Below are 15,350 nucleotides of genomic sequence, written 5' to 3' on the forward strand. Positions count from 1 at the left end.
TTTAGTCTTAATATTATTAGCGTAATTTAATCTCGTTGGAGCCCACTTTCTAATGAGATTACTGCCATGACCCTTGTTAAAGCCGCCGCCGTACAAATCAGTCCCGTTCTTTACAGCCGTGAAGGCACCGTCGACAAAGTGCTGCAGAAGATTCTCGAACTCGGTGACAAAGGCGTGCAGTTCGTCGTGTTCCCGGAAACCATCGTGCCTTACTACCCGTATTTCTCGTTCGTGCAGTCGCCGTTCCAGATGGGCGCCGAGCACCTCAAACTGCTGGATCAGGCCGTCACAGTTCCTTCGGCCACCACCGAAGCCATCGGCGCCGCCGCCAGACAGGCCGGCATGGTGGTGTCCATCGGGGTCAACGAACGTGATGGCGGCACCTTGTACAACGCGCAGTTGCTGTTCGATGCCGACGGCACACTGATCCAGCATCGGCGCAAGATTTCTCCGACTTATCACGAACGCATGATCTGGGGCATGGGCGACGGCTCGGGTTTGCGCGCCACCGACAGCGCGGTGGGGCGTATCGGCCAACTGGCGTGCTGGGAACATTACAATCCGCTGGCCCGTTACGCCTTGATGGCCGATGGCGAACAGATCCATGCGGCGATGTATCCAGGGTCGTTTGCAGGTCCGCTGTTCACCTCGCAAATGGAAGTCAGCATCCGTCAGCATGCGCTGGAATCGGCGTGTTTCGTGGTCAATTCCACGGCCTGGCTGAACCCTGAGCAGCAGGCGCAGATCATGGCCGACACAGGTTGTCCCCTCGGTCCGATTTCCGGTGGTTGCTTCAGCGCGATTGTCAGCCCGGACGGGGTGGTGCTGGGGTCGTTGACCGAAGGTGAGGGCGAGGTGATTGCCGACCTCGATATGGGGCTGATCGACAAACGCAAACGCATGATGGATTCGCGCGGGCACTACAGCCGCCCGGAACTGTTGAGCCTGCTGATTGACCGTACGCCGACTGCGCATGTGCATGAGCGCAGTGCACATCCGCAGCTGGCCGCCACTCAACTGGAAGCGGTGTGATCAGCGCTGGCTGTTGAAGGAGGCCTGATTCCGCGGACGTACCCGGCCCCCTGTAGGAGCTGGCTTGCCAGCGAAGGCGGAATGTCAGTCAACATCGATGCCGGATGTGAGTCCGCCTTCGCCGGCAAGCCAGCTCCTACAGGAATCGCTGCCGTGCACGCATATTGTGTCGGTCTTACAGCTCCTGACCCAAAAAGATCAACGTATTGCCATGGGCCTCAGCCGCCGCACGCTGGTTGTAGCTGTCACGATGCGAGCAGTTGAAGCCATGTTCGGCCTCCGGGTACACGACGATTTCCACGTTATCGTTGTTCTCGAAACGTTCGGCGATTTTCTCCACGGCGTCCAACGGAATGTGGCTGTCCTCTTCACCGAAATGCATCAGCAGCGGCACGTCGATGTCATCGGCGCGTTCCAGTTGGTTCTGGATCCCGCCGCCATAATAGGCAACGGCCACGTCAACCAGCCCATTCGCGGCGGTGTGGTAGGACAGCAGGCCGCCAAAGCAGTAGCCGATGGAGGCGATCCCGCCGTCCAGGCCCGGCTGGGCTTTCAACGCGTCAATGGCCAGTTCGATGTCTTTCTGGGCCTTGCCGACGTCGGTGGCGTTCATCAACTCGACGGCGCGTTTCCAGCCGGCTTCGTCGTAGGTCAGTTCGATGCGCTGGCCGCTGCGCCAGAACAAGTCCGGTGCGATGACCAGGTAGCCGTCGGCAGCGTATTGCTCGGCAACCGAGCGAATGTGTTCATTCACGCCGAAGATCTCCTGGATCAGCACGATTCCCGGGCCCTTGCGGGTATGCGGGATGGCCAGGTAAGCGCCGAATTTACCGTCGGCGCTGTCGATCTCGATCCATTGGGTGGTCACGCTCATGATGGCTCCTGTCTACACAAGTGAAGTGGGAAGTGAAGCTTGTCACGGTAACATTTCAACGAGGGTTGTGACGCCAGAAGAATCGAGCCAGCAGCGCGTCGACGCTGAGCTTGCCGGCGCCAGAGAGTAGCAGCGGCATAAAGGCCACCAGGTAGATCAGCGGCAGCTTGAAGTTGCCGTGCCCCTTGTTGCTGATGGCGTAACCCTGGGCAAGCTCACTCAATGTAGACCAATCGGCCGGCCAGTGAACGGCGGCGGTCGCAACGAGGGTTACCACGACCAGAATGAAGGCCGAAACCCGCGTCCCCAGGCCGATCAACAGGGCGAGTGCGCAAATCAGTTCGGCCCACATCGACAGTTCCCAGTTCAACGTGGCCGACACGTGGTTGAACGGAAACGGAAAGCGCTCCTGGATATCGGCGAACCAGTTCTGCCCATTGAATTTTTCCAGGCCGGATTCGAAGAACTCCCAGGCGAGGAACACCCGCAGGGTCAGGGGCGCGATCCAGGTACCGGTACGGTCGAGGTTCAGGTGCAGGCCTTTGACGGCCGAAGATAGTGAGGTGGTCATGGACGAGATCTCCGTTCAGTCAGGGATGTTGGGCAACGGCATGCCCCACGCCGGGGGCTACTCGCCGGCGCCGCACTTGCCTTCGCCACATTTGCCTTCTGCCGGTTTTTCCGCAGTGTCGGCCTGAGCCTGGCTATAACCATGGGCCAGTTGCTTCATACTGAATGTTTCCGATTCGGAGGCCGATGCCACGTTGGACAGGGCCAGACCACCGGCGATCATCAGGCCGAGGGTCAGGGAAGAAGTCGAGAGCTTGAACATGGTGATACTCCGTAGCATTGAGTGAGTTGAGCGCCTTGGCCGGCTTGGCCGATCGACAGGCACATTTCATCAAGCAGGTGTATCTGCGGTGTGTCTTTGGGGGCGGGTTATAGCGGCGGGGTGTGTCGGGAGGGGGGTTGTACACACTTTGATACGTGGTCGTGTATCGCCGGAGCTGGAAGTACCCCATCAAATTGACGAACCCGGTCGGCGTAGGAGCTGCCGAAGGCTGCGATCTTTTGATCTTGTTATGATCTTGTTTGAAATTGTTGAAGATCAAGATCAAAAAATCGCAGCCTGCGGCAGCTCCTACCCGGGGACAGTGGTGTATGTGGGATTGGGTTTATTCGGTCCATGGGGGGGCAGGTCGCCCAGGGCATCGCTGGTGACGCTCCGCGACTTTTGCTATACATTTTCCGCCCGCCCATTGCATGGTGAATCGCTTCATGTCTCTTGCGCTCGAACGTCTGGTTGCTGGCACCCCGATCCCTTTCGCCGGTAACCGTGTCACGGTGGTCAGCCCCGAACTGGCAGCGCGCTTCCAGCCCGGTGACCACTTGCTGGTGGAGCAGCTCAGCGGTGAATTGTTACTGATTCCGGTGGCGGACCAGCAAGCGGCGACTGTCGCGATCGAACGGGCGCAAGCGGCATTCAAGGCGATGTCCGCGGTATCGGATCAGGCGATCAGCGCGTTCTTCGATCTGTTCGCCCAACGTCTGGAATCCCCGGATTGCTGGGCCTTGATCGAAGCCGCGAACCTGGCGGACATCGAACGGGCCAAGGCGCGCGGACGTTCCACCACGCGCCTGCTGGCCGATGAGCGCATGCGCCGCGACATGATCGCCGGCCTCAGGGCCTGGCGCGATGCGTCGGCCACCCGGGGCAAAGTGATCAGTTGCATCGAGCATGACGGCTGGAAAGTCGAGCAAGTGGTGTCGCCCCTGGGCATCGTCGCCTTTGTCTTCGAGGGCCGTCCAAACGTCTTCGCCGACGCGGCGGGCGTGCTGCGCACGGGCAACACCGCGGTACTGCGCATTGGCAGCGATGCGTTGGGCACTGCGCAAGCGATCGTCGCCCACGCGCTGAATCCGGCGCTGGCCGACGCCGGGTTGCCGACTGGCGCAGTGTCGCTGGTGGACAGCGTCAATCACGCCGCCGGTTGGGCGATGTTCGCCGATCGACGCCTGTCGCTGGCCGTGGCCCGTGGATCGGGCCGGGCTGTCAGCCAGTTGGGCAGTATCGCGCAACAGGCCGGCACAGCCGTCAGCCTTCATGGCACCGGCGGCGCCTGGTTGATCGCGAACCAGGACGCCGATGCCGCACGCTTTGCCGCTGTGGTGCGCCATTCCCTGGACCGCAAAGTCTGCAACACCCTGAACGTGTGCCTGATCCACCGCGACCGTGCCGTTGAGCTGGTACCGCTGTTTCTCGAGGCGGTGCAACAGGCCGGCGTCGCCCGGGGCCAGGGCTGCAAGCTGCACATCGTCGAGGGTAGCGAGGCGTATTTGCCAAGCGAGTGGCTGACCGCGAGTGTCGAGGTGTATCGCGCCGAAGGTTATCAATCCGAACCCTTGGCCGAACCGCTGTCCGAAGATCAGTTGGGCCGCGAGTGGGAATGGGAAGAAACCCCGGAAGTCAGCCTGAAGATAGTCGAGGACCTGGACCAGTCTATCGCCTTGTTCAACCGCTACAGCCCGCAGTTCACCGTGTCGTTGATCAGTGACGATGCCCAGGCTCAGGAACGCTTCTACAACGCGGTCAACGCGCCTTTTGTCGGCAACGGCATTACCCGCTGGGTCGACGGGCAGTACGCGCTGAATAAGCCGGAACTGGGCCTTTCGAACTGGGAGAGCGGTCGTCTGTTCGCGCGCAGCGCCATTCTCTCCGGTGATGGGGTATTCACCATTCGCAGTCGCATGACGCAGACCGATCTGTCAGTCAAGCGTTAAGGCACACCCGCGGACGGCATTCCGACCACAAGCACCGGCCGAACTATAATGAATGTTGGGTCTGTGTTTGCGTGACGAGCACTCCGAAATCGATCAAGTGTCCGTAACGCTCGTCTGAGAGTCAGAGGCAACACAGCCAACGGGACGGACAGGCTTCTGATTGCGTAAGGGAGGGTTGCACCATGAAACGTCATTCCTTTGAGCATTACTCTCATAACCTGGAAATGGTCGCGCACGACGCGTGGATTACCACCCGGGTGAAATCGGCGCTGGCAATGGCCAAACCAGGCCTGGGCCTGCATATCCATGTCAAGACCCTGGCGGGCAAGGTGCTGTTGAGCGGCCTCGTCGACACCCATAGAGAGTGTGAGCAGGCTGTTGCGCTGGCCCGCTCGGTCAATGGTGTCGTCGACATCGATGCCAGCGGCTTAACGACGCACGTGTTCACACCGGGAAGTGTTCCAGGTGCGCCCGACGCCGAAGAGAGCACCGAGTATCGGCCACCCACGTCAAGGAAGATGGACGACAAATGATCGCCGCGGTTGCCTGAGTGCAGCGCTCCCCTGAGCCGGGGCGCTGCAGTGTTCGTTTCGCGGACCGCACGGGTTCAAGCCACTTCAGCCGCTTTGCCATAAACCGCACAGAGGGTCGGGTGCTCGGCCAGCGACACGAACGTGCGGCTGCTGCCATCCAGGGCATCGATCGAACCGGTTTCGATGTCGTAGACCCAGCCATGCAGGTTCAGCAGGCCTTTTTCCTGGGCCAGCCGTACGCTGGGATGCGTCTGGATATTGGCCAGTTGGGCAATCACATTTTCCCGCACCATTGAACTCACTTTCGCCGCGCCACTGGCGTGAGAGCGGGATTCATTGATGACTTTTGCCGACTCGGCGTGTTGCAACCAACCGCTGACGGCCGGCAGGTGATCCATGCAGGTGCACTGGGCAACGGCGGTCATGGCGCCGCAATCGGAGTGGCCGCAGATCACAATGTCAGTCACGCCGAGCACCGCAACCGCATATTCGACCGTGGCCGACACACCGCCCGGGTGCGGGCTGTAGGAGGGCACGATGTTGCCGGCGTTGCGGATCACGAACAGTTCACCGGGCTCTTGTTGGGTCAGCAGTTCCGGTACGACACGGCTGTCGGAACAGGTGATGAACAAGGTGCCCGGATGCTGGGTGGTGGCCAGGTGTTTGAACAGGTCGGTCCGTTGCGGAAAGACCTCGTTCTGGAACTTTAAAAAACCTTCGATGAGCGCTTTCATACTGACTCCTGTGTGGTTCGGGGTCAGCCCGCACATCGGTGCGGGCCGGTATGCACTTAGAAAGGACGCAGCGGCAGGAACTTGCCGTCGAGCGTAATCACAGCGCGTGAGCCACCTTCCGGGTCTTCGACCTTCTTCATGTCGAGCTTGAAGTTGATCGCGCTGATGATGCCGTCGCCGAATTGTTCATGGACCAGGGCTTTCAAGGTGGTGCCGTAGATCTGGATCATTTCGTGGAAGCGGTAGATGGTCGGATCGGTCGGGATTCCCGAGAGGCTGCCGCGCAGGGGAATGATCTGCAGGCGGGCCACCGCGTCGGCGTCCAGATCGAGTTTGTCGCCGATCACGTTGGCGGCGCTTTCCGGCAGCGGGTGCTGGCCGAGCAGGGCGGCGGTGACGTAGGCCAGGCTGAGGCCGGTACCGTCAGCCAGAGCCTGCCACGACAGGTTTTTGCGCGCCTTTGCATCAAGGATCGAGGTTGTCAGGGCCAGACTCGGGTCGTTGTAAGCGTGGGACTGTTGCATGGGGGTTCTCCTGTCGGTGTTGTGTTGCTTGGGTGTGGAGCAATATTCGGCTGATTGATCCATAGCGTCCAAGACCGATATACAATGCAATGCATAAGTGCTGCCTATAGATAGGAATCCCCATGCTGCTGCGACATCTGCGCTATTTGCTGGCAGTCGCCGACCACGGCGGCTTCACCCGCGCCGCCGAGGCGCTGCACGTCTCCCAGCCGACCCTGTCGCAACAGATCCGGCAACTGGAAGAAACCCTGGGCGTGAGCCTGTTCGACCGGACCTCGCGCACGGTCAAGCCAACCGATGCGGGCCAGGCCTACATCGAGTGCGCACGTCGGGTATTGGTGGAGCTGGAGGCGGGCAAACGTGCGCTGCACGACGTCAAGGATTTATCCCGTGGCACCTTGCGACTGGCGATGACGCCGACCTTCATGGCGTACCTGGTGGGACCGTTGGTGCGCGACTACGTGGCGCGGTATCCGAACATCCATCTGCAGATTTTCGAGTTGTCGATGGACGATATCGAGGCCGGGCTGGTGGATGACTCACTGGATATCGCTATCGCGTTTACCCAGGTCAGGCATGCCGACATCGAGGCGATCCCGGCATTTACCGAAACCCTGGGAGTGATGGTGGGACGCGATCATCCCCTGTACGAAAGCCGGGAGGCGTTGTCTGCCGGGGCGTTGGCGCGATTGGAGTTTGCGTTGCTGACCACGGACTTCGTCACCCGTAATCGTATAGATGAGTACTTCGCCCTGGAGCAGATCACACCGAAGGTGGTGATCGAGGTCAACTCGGTGAGCACCTTGCTCGAAGTGATCCGGCACACGGCCATTGCCACCGTCCTGCCGGAACCCATTGCTACCCAGGACCGTGCGTTGCGCAAAATTGCGTTGCTGGGGGAGGCGCCCGGGCGAGGTGCTGCGCTGCTTCGGCGCAAAAACAATTATCACAGTGCGGCGTCGGTGGCCTTTATGGAGCTGGTGTTGGCTGCGGTTGCGGATGAGTCGGCGAGGTCAATCATCCACTGACTGGCACACGCCGTTGGGTGCCTTGCCGGTCGAGGACACGGTCACGGAGTCGTCATCGGCGAGGACGATATAAATTGTGATGCCCGAACCCTTGGCTTCGAAGCGACGATCGTCGATGACTTTGGTGGTGGCCTCCTTCTCGTTGATCAATACGGGGCCGTCCTGATCGGCGTGGACGACAATTGTCCCGGGGCAGTCCACATCGAATGAGGGAATGCCAGGGATGCTGTTGGCCTGGGCAGCATTGGTCATGACCAGCAACACCAGCAACACCAGGAATGTCAGGGTACTTTTCATCGCAAGTCTCCAGGGACCAACAGCCATAGGATTAACGATAGCTTTGTTTTGCTGCGAACGAGACAAACAAAAAGGCCCCGCTCGATTTGACGAGCGGGGCCTTTTTCATTGATGGGGTGTCCCCCAGGGAATCAGTAGAACCGGTCAATCACCCGAACTTCGTTGTGGTTCTGCATCGAGGCCCACGCCTGTTTCAGCGTTTGCAGGACATTACCGATGAAGTCCTTGTCGGCCGCGGCTTTCTTGCCGACATAACCCTGGCCACGACGGTACATCTTCAGTCGGGCGAGCAGGTTCTGGTTGTTGCGGTCGAACTCGGCTTCATGGGCATGCGGCGACAGGCAGTCGATATGCACCTGGCCCGACTTGCTGATCCACAGGATATGGCTGTCATGGCTGTCTTTTTGCGCCGCGAACATACGAGCCAGTTCATCGATAGTGGGTTGATTGTTCAGATTCATAATAAAGCCCCTTGACCATTTGGTGATCTTTCAAAGTTGATTCGCTAATACAGGTAGCCCATCGGTTAGTTGATCCCTGGCACCGAAACCAGGACGTCAGCGGTCGACCGACAAAAATGACGGGGTCCGCGTCTGTTGCATGTAGTCGTGTTGAATAACTGCTACGCAAAAGCGTCACAACGAAGAGAAGCAGCGAAAACCTTCAGGCCATTGCCGACGTTTTCAGGGTCGGCCACAAGCTTCATGAGGATTGATCGCCAGCGCTTCTCGCCCTTGTACTGGACGTTCAGGCCAGGTCAGCTTCTTCAATCTGCCTTGTGGGCAGCGTGTATCCGGGAAAAACAGCTCGGCGGTCAGACGAGCTTGCTCAAACATGTTGCCTGTACTCCCGATCGGGGAGACATCTGCATCATGCAAGGGCAAATCGGAGGCGTCAACGGTTTTGTAGTGAATATTTTTACTCACTACATATTGTCGGACAAAGTGGTTTTGGAATTAGAAAAATCAGTGCGGCGGGCGCTTGGAGGAGGGTGGCGTAGTTGAAATCGCCAGGATCGCAGCCTTTGGCAGCGCCTACGGGACCGGTGCAGGCGCTGTCGAAGGCTGCGATCTTTCAAAGCGGTAAAAGGTACAAGGGTAACCACCCACCGGCAGCTGATGCACCGTGAACTCACCGCCCGCGAGATCGGGCATCACCCTGGCCCAGAACAACCGTGCCGCCTGGTTTGCCTCGATATGGAAAATCTGCCATTGACCGGGGAATTGGTTCAAGAGGGTGGAAACGACAAATTTCGCGACGCCTTGGCCACGAAATCGTCGGCTGACAAAAAGGTAGCCGATGTTGTAGTGGGCGCCGGGTAGATGGACGACGTCATCCACGGTCACGAAACCGGCCAACTCGTCGTCGACCTTGATCAGGAATGGCCGGGTCGCGGGGTTGCGCCAGTAATCCAGTAGGGGCTGGATGTCGAAGAAGCCATGCCCACCGAGTTTCAGCGGCAGCCACTCGCTGAAATCATGCAGGTAGAACTGCATCAGGTTTTCAATCGTTTCCAGTTCGTCGCGCTGGGCGGCGTGCAGTTCTATTGAAAGCATGGGGCGTGGCTCCTGATGCTGGTGCAAGCCTGATACTGGGCAAGCATAGATCGAGCTTTTGGGACGGCTTCGCCGTCCAGCGGGAGCAAGCTCCCTCGCCACAGGACTGTGCGTGGCCCTCAAGCCTTGCTCGCCGGTTTCGCCGCGCGTCTGGTGCCCGTCGAGGGTTTGCGCTTGGCGGGTTTGCGTTTGTTTTTCCACGGCGTGGCGCCGAGTCCGGCCGGGCTTGCCGGCCCGCTGATGGTCAGGTTCAGGCCGGCGCAACGGGCGACTTGCTTGCTCATCCAGGCGGCCTGTTTGGTGACGAATTCTTCCAGGCTCATTTCACCGCTCTGCACCATGTCCAGCGCCTGTTCCCAGATCGCCGTGGTCCCGGGATCGGCAATGGCGCGCGGCACGGCATCGATCAGGCTGAACGCGGCCGGGGTCGCGGCCAGGGCCTTGCCGTGCTTGATCAGGTAACCGCGGTCCAGCAAACCCTGGATGATCGAGGCCCGGGTCGCTTCGGTGCCGATGCCGGTGGTGTCCTTGAGCTTTTGCTTGAGCAGCGGATCTTCCACCAGTTTGGCGACGTTCTTCATCGCCTTGATCAGGTCGCCTTCGGTAAACGGCTTGGGCGGTTGCGTCCAGAGGTCCTTGAGCTTCACGTCGGCCACTGCGCAATCGCGCCCTTCGGCCAATGCCGGCAGGGTTTGCGGCACCGGCGCTTCGCGGCCCTTGGCCGGGGCAAGGGCCTCAGGCAGGGCGCGTTTCCAGCCGGGCTCGACAATCTGCTTGCCCACGGCGCGCAAGGCTTCACCGGCACAGTCGAAGTCGGCTTGGGTGCGGTCGTATTCGTGGTTGGGCAGAAACTGCGCCAGATAACGCGCGCGAATCAGCGTGTAGACCGCCCGCTGCTTGCCCACCAGCCGCTCGAGGTTCTTTGCCGCTGCGGTGGGAATGATGCCGTGGTGAGCGCTGACCTTGGCATCGTTCCAGGCCCGTGAGCGGCGCTGAGGCTCCAGGTGATCGTTCAAGGCGTTCAGCGCCGGGTCGGCCTGCCTCAGCGCCGCCAGGATGCCCGGCGCTTCGCTGTGCTGGCTCAGAGGCAGGTAGCCGCAGTCGCTGCGCGGGTAGGTGATGACCTTGTGGGTTTCGTAGAGCGCCTGGGCGATATCGAGGGTTTCCTGGGCGCCGAGGCCCAGCTTCTTCGAGCAGACCTCCTGCAAGGTTCCGAGATCGAACGGCAGGGGCGCCACTTCGCGCATCCGCTCGGTACGCAGCTTGATGACCCGGGCACTCGTCGCACTGCCCATCGCCGCCGCCGCTTGCTGTGCCAGCGCCTGATTCAGGCAGCGGTCCTGATCGTCGCACGCGTCGGAGGCCGCCCGCCATTGCGCGGTGAATGCGGTGCCGTCGTGCAGCAGCTGCACGTCGATGGCCCAATAAGCGACCGGGACGAAGTCGGCAATGCTGCGGTCACGATCCACCACCAGGCGCAGGGTCGGCGTTTGCACCCGGCCGACCGGCAATACCCCCTGATAACCGGATTGACGCCCCAGCAGGGTAAACAGCCGACTCATGTTCATTCCGATCAGCCAGTCGGCCCGTGAGCGACCCAGTGCCGAATGATAAAGACTGAAGGTCTCGGCCCCGGGCTTGAGCGCCGCCAGCGCCTTGCGGATCGACGCGTCGTCCAGCGCCGACAGCCATAGCCGCCGGATCGGCCCGCGATAACGACAATGCTCCACCAGTTCCCGGGCGATCATCTCGCCCTCACGGTCGGCGTCGGTGGCGATCACCAGTTCGGTGGCCTCGCCAAGCAAGCGTTTGACCGCCTTGTATTGACTGGCGGTACGGGGCTTGACGGTCATCTTCCACTTCTCTGGAATGATCGGCAGGTCCGCCAGTACCCAGCGTTTGTAACGGGCGTCGTAGGCATCCGGCGGCGCGGTTTCGAGCAGATGGCCGATGCACCAGGTCACCGTGACGTTCGTTCCCAGCCAGCAGCCGTCGCCGCGACGCCTGGCGCCGAGTACGGCCGCAATGTCTTTGGCCTGGGAAGGTTTTTCACAGAGGTACAGCTGCATGGCCACCGTCGTCGATCAGTGTTCGAGAGGTGCACAGAATGGCGGGTGATGAGCGCCGGGGCAATCATTATCTGTATGGATGTACAGCAAAAGGTTGCTCGCGGTCATAAAACAGATCGCAGCCTGCGGTAGGAGCTGCCGCAGGCTGCGATCTTTTGATCTTGCGGCCAAGGTGCTTGCTCCCGTTCAGCTGCGAAGCAGCCGCCATGGCGCAACATGAGGTATACCTGTTACATCGCGGTGGCAGGTTTTGAGGCTGCGGCGCAGCCCAAACGGGGCGATGCGGCGTTCCGACAAGCCCCCTCGCCACAGCCAAGCATCTTCCCATGATCCAGGAGATAGTGATGAAAAGCTCCGGTCCCAGTCCTGTCATCACCATTGCAGAACAGCCTGGCTGCCTTCTGGTGAAGTTTCACGGTATTCAAGTGGCCGCGTCCGCTCGAGCGCTGGTGCTGCTGGAGGCCAATTATCCTCCGGTGTACTACGTCCCCCGGGAGGACATCGACGAAAAATATTTCGCCCGCACCGACCACACCAGCTATTGCCCCTACAAGGGCGACGCCAGCTATTTCAGTTTGCAGATCCCGGGGCATGAAGGCGCCAATGCGGTGTGGAGCTATGAAAACCCCAAAGTGTCTGTCGAGCAGATTCGCGATTACGTGGCCTTTTATCCCGATCAAGTGACGTTCGAGATTCTGAAAGACGTCGAGTGATGGTCGTTTTCCGGAATATTAAAACGCCCCGTATGGGCGTAATGCCGTTCATTGCAGGAGCGAGCTTGCTCCGGGCGGCGTTCCGACGATGGACTCAAGAGCGCGGCGTTCAGCCAGTAAACACGCGTAATCGTTAACGATCATCGCGAGCAAGCTCGCTCCTACAATGAACAGCATCAACCAAGGTGGATTCATCAATCTGACCAATTGACGTCACCCCGGTCAAGGTCATCGCCACGCGCATCTCCTTGGCAAAGATAGCCAGCATATTTTCCACCCCGCGTTGACCGTCGACAGCCAATGCATAGGCCATCGAGCGCCCCAGCATGACGCCTTTCGCCCCCAGCGCCAGCATCCGTACGACATCCAGGCCCGAGCGGATCCCGGAGTCGACCAGCACCGTCAGATCATTGCCGATGGCCTGCATGATCGGCGGCAAGGCCCTGGTCGTGGAAAGCACGCCGTCCAGCTGTCGCCCACCGTGGTTCGACACGACGATGCCATCGGCGCCAAAGCTGACCGCGTCCCTGGCATCCTGGGGGTCGAGAATGCCTTTGATGATCATCGGGCCTTTCCAGAATTCACGAATCCATTCCAGATCGCTCCAGCTGATCGAAGGGTCGAAGTTGTTGGCCAGCCAACCCATGTAGTCTTCGAGTGTGACCGCCTTGCCCAGGTACTTCGACACATTCCCCAGGTCGTGGGGACGGCCCATGACGCCTACATCGAAGGCCCAGGCGGGTCGGGTCATGGCCTGGAAAATTCGCCGCGAGGCAGCAAAAGGCCCTGACATGCCCGAGTGTGCATCCCGGTAGCGGGCCCCGGGCGTGGGCATATCCACGGTAAACACCAGGTTCTGCACGCCGGCGGCCTTGGCACGCTCCAGCGCGTTTCTCATGAACCCCCGGTCTTTCAACACATACAGTTGAAACCAGAGGGGTTGTTGGCTTTGACTCGAGACTTCCTCGATCGAACACACCGATACCGTCGACAGGCACAGCGGGATGCCTTTGTTTTGCGCGGCTTTTGCGGCCTGTACTTCACCCCGACGGGCGAACATGCCCGTCAGGCCGACCGGCGCCAAAATGATCGGCATTGCCAGCGGTTGGTCGAAGAGGGTGGTTTCCAGGCTCAGGGTTTCGACGTTTTTCAGAATGCGCTGACGCAGACTGATGTCGGCCAGGTCGGCGCTGTTGGCTCGCAGCGTATGCTCTGCATAAGCGCCGCCATCGATGTAGTCGAATAAAAAACGCGGAAGTTTGCGGCGGGCGGCCTCGCGATAGTCGGATGCGGATGAAATGATCATGGTGCCTCGGTCTGGAGAGTGGCGGGGCGATGGATGCGTCGAGCGATCAGATTAACGAAAACGCCCCGGGTTGCGGGGCGTTTTTTTGCACGGGCTATTAGTTGGTGTCCAGATCCACGTTCTTGGTCTCGCGCAGGCAGATCAGCCCCACCACCAGGCTCACCCCGGTAATCACTACCGGGTACCACAGCCCGTAAAAGATGTCCCCGGTGTACACCACCAGGGCAAACGACACGGTCGGCAGGAAACCGCCGAACCAGCCGTTGCCGATGTGGTAGGGCAGGGACATCGAGGTGTAGCGGATGCGGGTCGGGAACAGTTCGACCATCAGTGCCGCCAGCGGGCCATAGCACATGGCCGAAATGATGATCAGCGCCACCATCAGCGCCACGATCATGGACTTGTTGACCTGTTGCGTATCAGCTTGTGACGGATACCCCGCCAATGTCACCGCGCCACGCAACGCCGCTTCGTCGTAGCCATCGATTTTCACCTCGCCAACGCTCACCTGCACGCCGCTGCCGGCCGGGGCCGCTTCACTGCTGTAAGGCAGGCCCTGCTTGACCAGGAAGGTCTTGACCTTGTCGCATGGGCTGTCAAATTTCGCCTTGCCCACCGGGTCGAACTGGAACGTGCAGGTGGCCGGGTCGGCCAGCACGGTGATCGGTGCCTGGCGGCTGGCCTGGTCGATGGCCGGGTTGGCGTAGTGGGCGATGGACTTGAAGATCGGGAAGTACAGCGCGGTCGCCAGCAGCAGGCCGATCATGAGTACCGGTTTGCGCCCGACCTTGTCCGACAGCCAGCCGAAAAAGATGAAGAACGGCGCGCCGATGATCACGCTGACGATCAGCAGGCTGTTGGCCAGGGCCGGGTCCATTTTCAGGAACTGGGTCAGGAAGAACAGTACGTAGAACTGCGCGGCGTAGAAGGTTACCGCTTGCCCGGCGTTGATGCTGAACAGGGCGATCAGGACGACTTTGAGGTTTTCCCATTTGCCGAAGGAATCGCGCAGCGGCGACTTGCAGAGTTTGCCTTCCTCTTTCATTTTCACGAAGGCGGGCGATTCGTGCAGGCTCATGCGAATCCAGGTCGAAATGCCCAGCAGGATGATTGAAAACAGAAACGGAATGCGCCAGCCCCAGACTTCGAACTGATCACCGGTGAAGTAGCGGCAGGCCAGGACCACCAGCAGCGACAGCAGCAAGCCGAGGGTTGCGGTGGACTGAATCCAGCTGGTATGAAAACCGCGTTTGCCCATCGGCGCGTGTTCCGCGACGTAAGTGGCAGCACCGCCGTATTCACCGCCCAGGGCCAGGCCCTGAAGCATGCGCAGCACCACCAGAATGATCGGCGCCGCGATGCCGATGCTGGCGTAGGTCGGCAGCAGCCCGACGCAGAAGGTCGCCACGCCCATGAGAATGATGGTGGCAAGGAAGGTGTATTTACGCCCGATCATGTCCCCGAGCCGGCCGAATACCAACGCGCCGAATGGGCGCACGATGAAACCGGCGGCGAACGCCATGAGCGCAAAGATGAACGCGGTGGTGTCGTTGACCCCGGCGAAAAACTGTTTGCTGATGACCGCCGCGAGGGCGCCGTAGAGGAAAAAGTCGTACCACTCGAACACCGTCCCGAGCGATGAGGCAAAGATGACTTTCTGGGTCTCGCGGCTGGTCCCCGCACTGCGTACGGCTTCCAGTGGCTGAACATGTTCTGACATATCGTATCCCTCACAGTGATTGTTTTTGTTGTTCCACTGTCGGCACCGGCCTTGTGGGCCTGGTGCCGCTACTGTCGATGTATCGGATGTAAAACGTCCCGTTGGCGCTGTTTTTTGTGCCTGACACACCCCTCTGTAGGAGCTGGCTTGCCAGCGAAGGCGGTGTGTCAGTCGATATATGTA

17 protein-coding genes are annotated in these 15,350 nt (G+C 60.2%); 5 read left to right on the forward strand and 12 right to left on the reverse strand.

The window, feature by feature from the left end:
- The first annotated feature begins 66 nt into the window (after positions 1 to 66).
- A complete protein-coding gene (locus ACA062_RS14305; protein WP_497456960.1) occupies positions 67 to 1,032 on the forward strand; it encodes a nitrilase-related carbon-nitrogen hydrolase in 966 nt (321 codons plus the stop codon).
- A 175-nt stretch (positions 1,033 to 1,207) separates the two neighbouring features.
- Here the strand turns inward: ACA062_RS14305 and ACA062_RS14310 are convergent, their stop codons facing one another.
- Genes ACA062_RS14310 through ACA062_RS14320 form a run of 3 tightly spaced genes read right to left on the reverse strand, consistent with a single transcriptional unit; the run spans position 1,208 to position 2,738 of the window.
- Positions 1,208 to 1,906, reverse strand: coding sequence for a dienelactone hydrolase family protein (locus ACA062_RS14310; RefSeq protein WP_497456961.1), 699 nt, complete (start codon positions 1,904 to 1,906; stop codon positions 1,208 to 1,210).
- Positions 1,907 to 1,961: 55 nt separating this feature from the next.
- Complete coding sequence (locus tag ACA062_RS14315) at positions 1,962 to 2,477, reverse strand: HvfX family Cu-binding RiPP maturation protein (RefSeq protein WP_497456962.1); 516 nt, start codon at positions 2,475 to 2,477, stop codon at positions 1,962 to 1,964.
- Positions 2,478 to 2,534: 57 nt separating this feature from the next.
- Complete coding sequence (locus ACA062_RS14320) at positions 2,535 to 2,738, reverse strand: HvfA family oxazolone/thioamide-modified RiPP metallophore (RefSeq protein WP_497456963.1); 204 nt, start codon at positions 2,736 to 2,738, stop codon at positions 2,535 to 2,537.
- Between the two features lie 446 nt (positions 2,739 to 3,184).
- Here ACA062_RS14320 and ACA062_RS14325 point away from each other — a divergent pair, with 446 nt between their 5' ends.
- Together ACA062_RS14325 and ACA062_RS14330 are read left to right on the forward strand one after the other, a co-directional pair.
- Positions 3,185 to 4,687: an aldehyde dehydrogenase family protein gene (locus tag ACA062_RS14325; RefSeq protein ID WP_497456964.1), complete on the forward strand. Its 1,503-nt coding sequence runs from the start codon at positions 3,185 to 3,187 to the stop codon at positions 4,685 to 4,687.
- A 182-nt stretch (positions 4,688 to 4,869) separates the two neighbouring features.
- Positions 4,870 to 5,220 carry a BON domain-containing protein gene (locus tag ACA062_RS14330; RefSeq protein ID WP_497456965.1) on the forward strand — a complete coding sequence of 117 codons (351 nt, stop codon included), beginning with the start codon at positions 4,870 to 4,872 and terminating at the stop codon, positions 5,218 to 5,220.
- Between the two features lie 74 nt (positions 5,221 to 5,294).
- On the opposite strand, the gene ACA062_RS14335 is transcribed toward ACA062_RS14330, so the two are convergent.
- Together ACA062_RS14335 and cynS are read right to left on the reverse strand one after the other, a co-directional pair.
- Positions 5,295 to 5,954, reverse strand: coding sequence for a carbonic anhydrase (locus ACA062_RS14335; RefSeq protein WP_497456966.1), 660 nt, complete (start codon positions 5,952 to 5,954; stop codon positions 5,295 to 5,297).
- Positions 5,955 to 6,010: 56 nt separating this feature from the next.
- A complete protein-coding gene (gene cynS / locus ACA062_RS14340) occupies positions 6,011 to 6,478 on the reverse strand; it encodes a cyanase (protein ID WP_497456967.1) in 468 nt (155 codons plus the stop codon).
- Between the two features lie 122 nt (positions 6,479 to 6,600).
- Here cynS and cynR point away from each other — a divergent pair, with 122 nt between their 5' ends.
- Entirely contained in the window at positions 6,601 to 7,506 is a 906-nt protein-coding gene (gene cynR / locus ACA062_RS14345; RefSeq protein WP_497456968.1) for a transcriptional regulator CynR, read from the forward strand.
- Here the strand turns inward: cynR and ACA062_RS14350 are convergent.
- From ACA062_RS14350 to ACA062_RS14370, 5 genes are all read right to left on the reverse strand, one after another.
- Complete coding sequence (locus tag ACA062_RS14350; RefSeq protein WP_497456969.1) at positions 7,492 to 7,803, reverse strand: hypothetical protein; 312 nt, start codon at positions 7,801 to 7,803, stop codon at positions 7,492 to 7,494. The two genes, cynR and ACA062_RS14350, sit on opposite strands and share 15 nt — an antisense overlap.
- Positions 7,804 to 7,934: 131 nt before the next feature.
- On the reverse strand, positions 7,935 to 8,264 hold the full coding sequence (locus tag ACA062_RS14355) for a hypothetical protein (protein ID WP_128869602.1): 330 nt from the start codon (positions 8,262 to 8,264) through the stop codon (positions 7,935 to 7,937).
- A 222-nt stretch (positions 8,265 to 8,486) separates the two neighbouring features.
- Entirely contained in the window at positions 8,487 to 8,729 is a 243-nt protein-coding gene (locus tag ACA062_RS14360) for a hypothetical protein (protein WP_497456970.1), read from the reverse strand.
- A gap of 108 nt (positions 8,730 to 8,837) precedes the next feature.
- Positions 8,838 to 9,359: a GNAT family N-acetyltransferase gene (locus tag ACA062_RS14365; RefSeq protein WP_497456971.1), complete on the reverse strand. Its 522-nt coding sequence runs from the start codon at positions 9,357 to 9,359 to the stop codon at positions 8,838 to 8,840.
- Between the two features lie 119 nt (positions 9,360 to 9,478).
- Entirely contained in the window at positions 9,479 to 11,428 is a 1,950-nt protein-coding gene (locus tag ACA062_RS14370) for a DNA topoisomerase III (RefSeq protein ID WP_497456972.1), read from the reverse strand.
- Positions 11,429 to 11,772: 344 nt separating this feature from the next.
- Here ACA062_RS14370 and ACA062_RS14375 point away from each other — a divergent pair, with 344 nt between their 5' ends.
- Positions 11,773 to 12,141 carry a DUF427 domain-containing protein gene (locus ACA062_RS14375; protein WP_497456973.1) on the forward strand — a complete coding sequence of 123 codons (369 nt, stop codon included), beginning with the start codon at positions 11,773 to 11,775 and terminating at the stop codon, positions 12,139 to 12,141.
- A gap of 133 nt (positions 12,142 to 12,274) precedes the next feature.
- Here the strand turns inward: ACA062_RS14375 and lldD are convergent, their stop codons facing one another.
- Entirely contained in the window at positions 12,275 to 13,447 is a 1,173-nt protein-coding gene (gene lldD / locus ACA062_RS14380; RefSeq protein WP_497456974.1) for an FMN-dependent L-lactate dehydrogenase LldD, read from the reverse strand.
- A 97-nt stretch (positions 13,448 to 13,544) separates the two neighbouring features.
- A complete protein-coding gene (locus tag ACA062_RS14385; protein WP_497456975.1) occupies positions 13,545 to 15,167 on the reverse strand; it encodes an MFS transporter in 1,623 nt (540 codons plus the stop codon).
- Positions 15,168 to 15,350: the final 183 nt, after the last annotated feature.

Source organism: Pseudomonas sp. LBUM1679 (assembly GCF_059695565.1).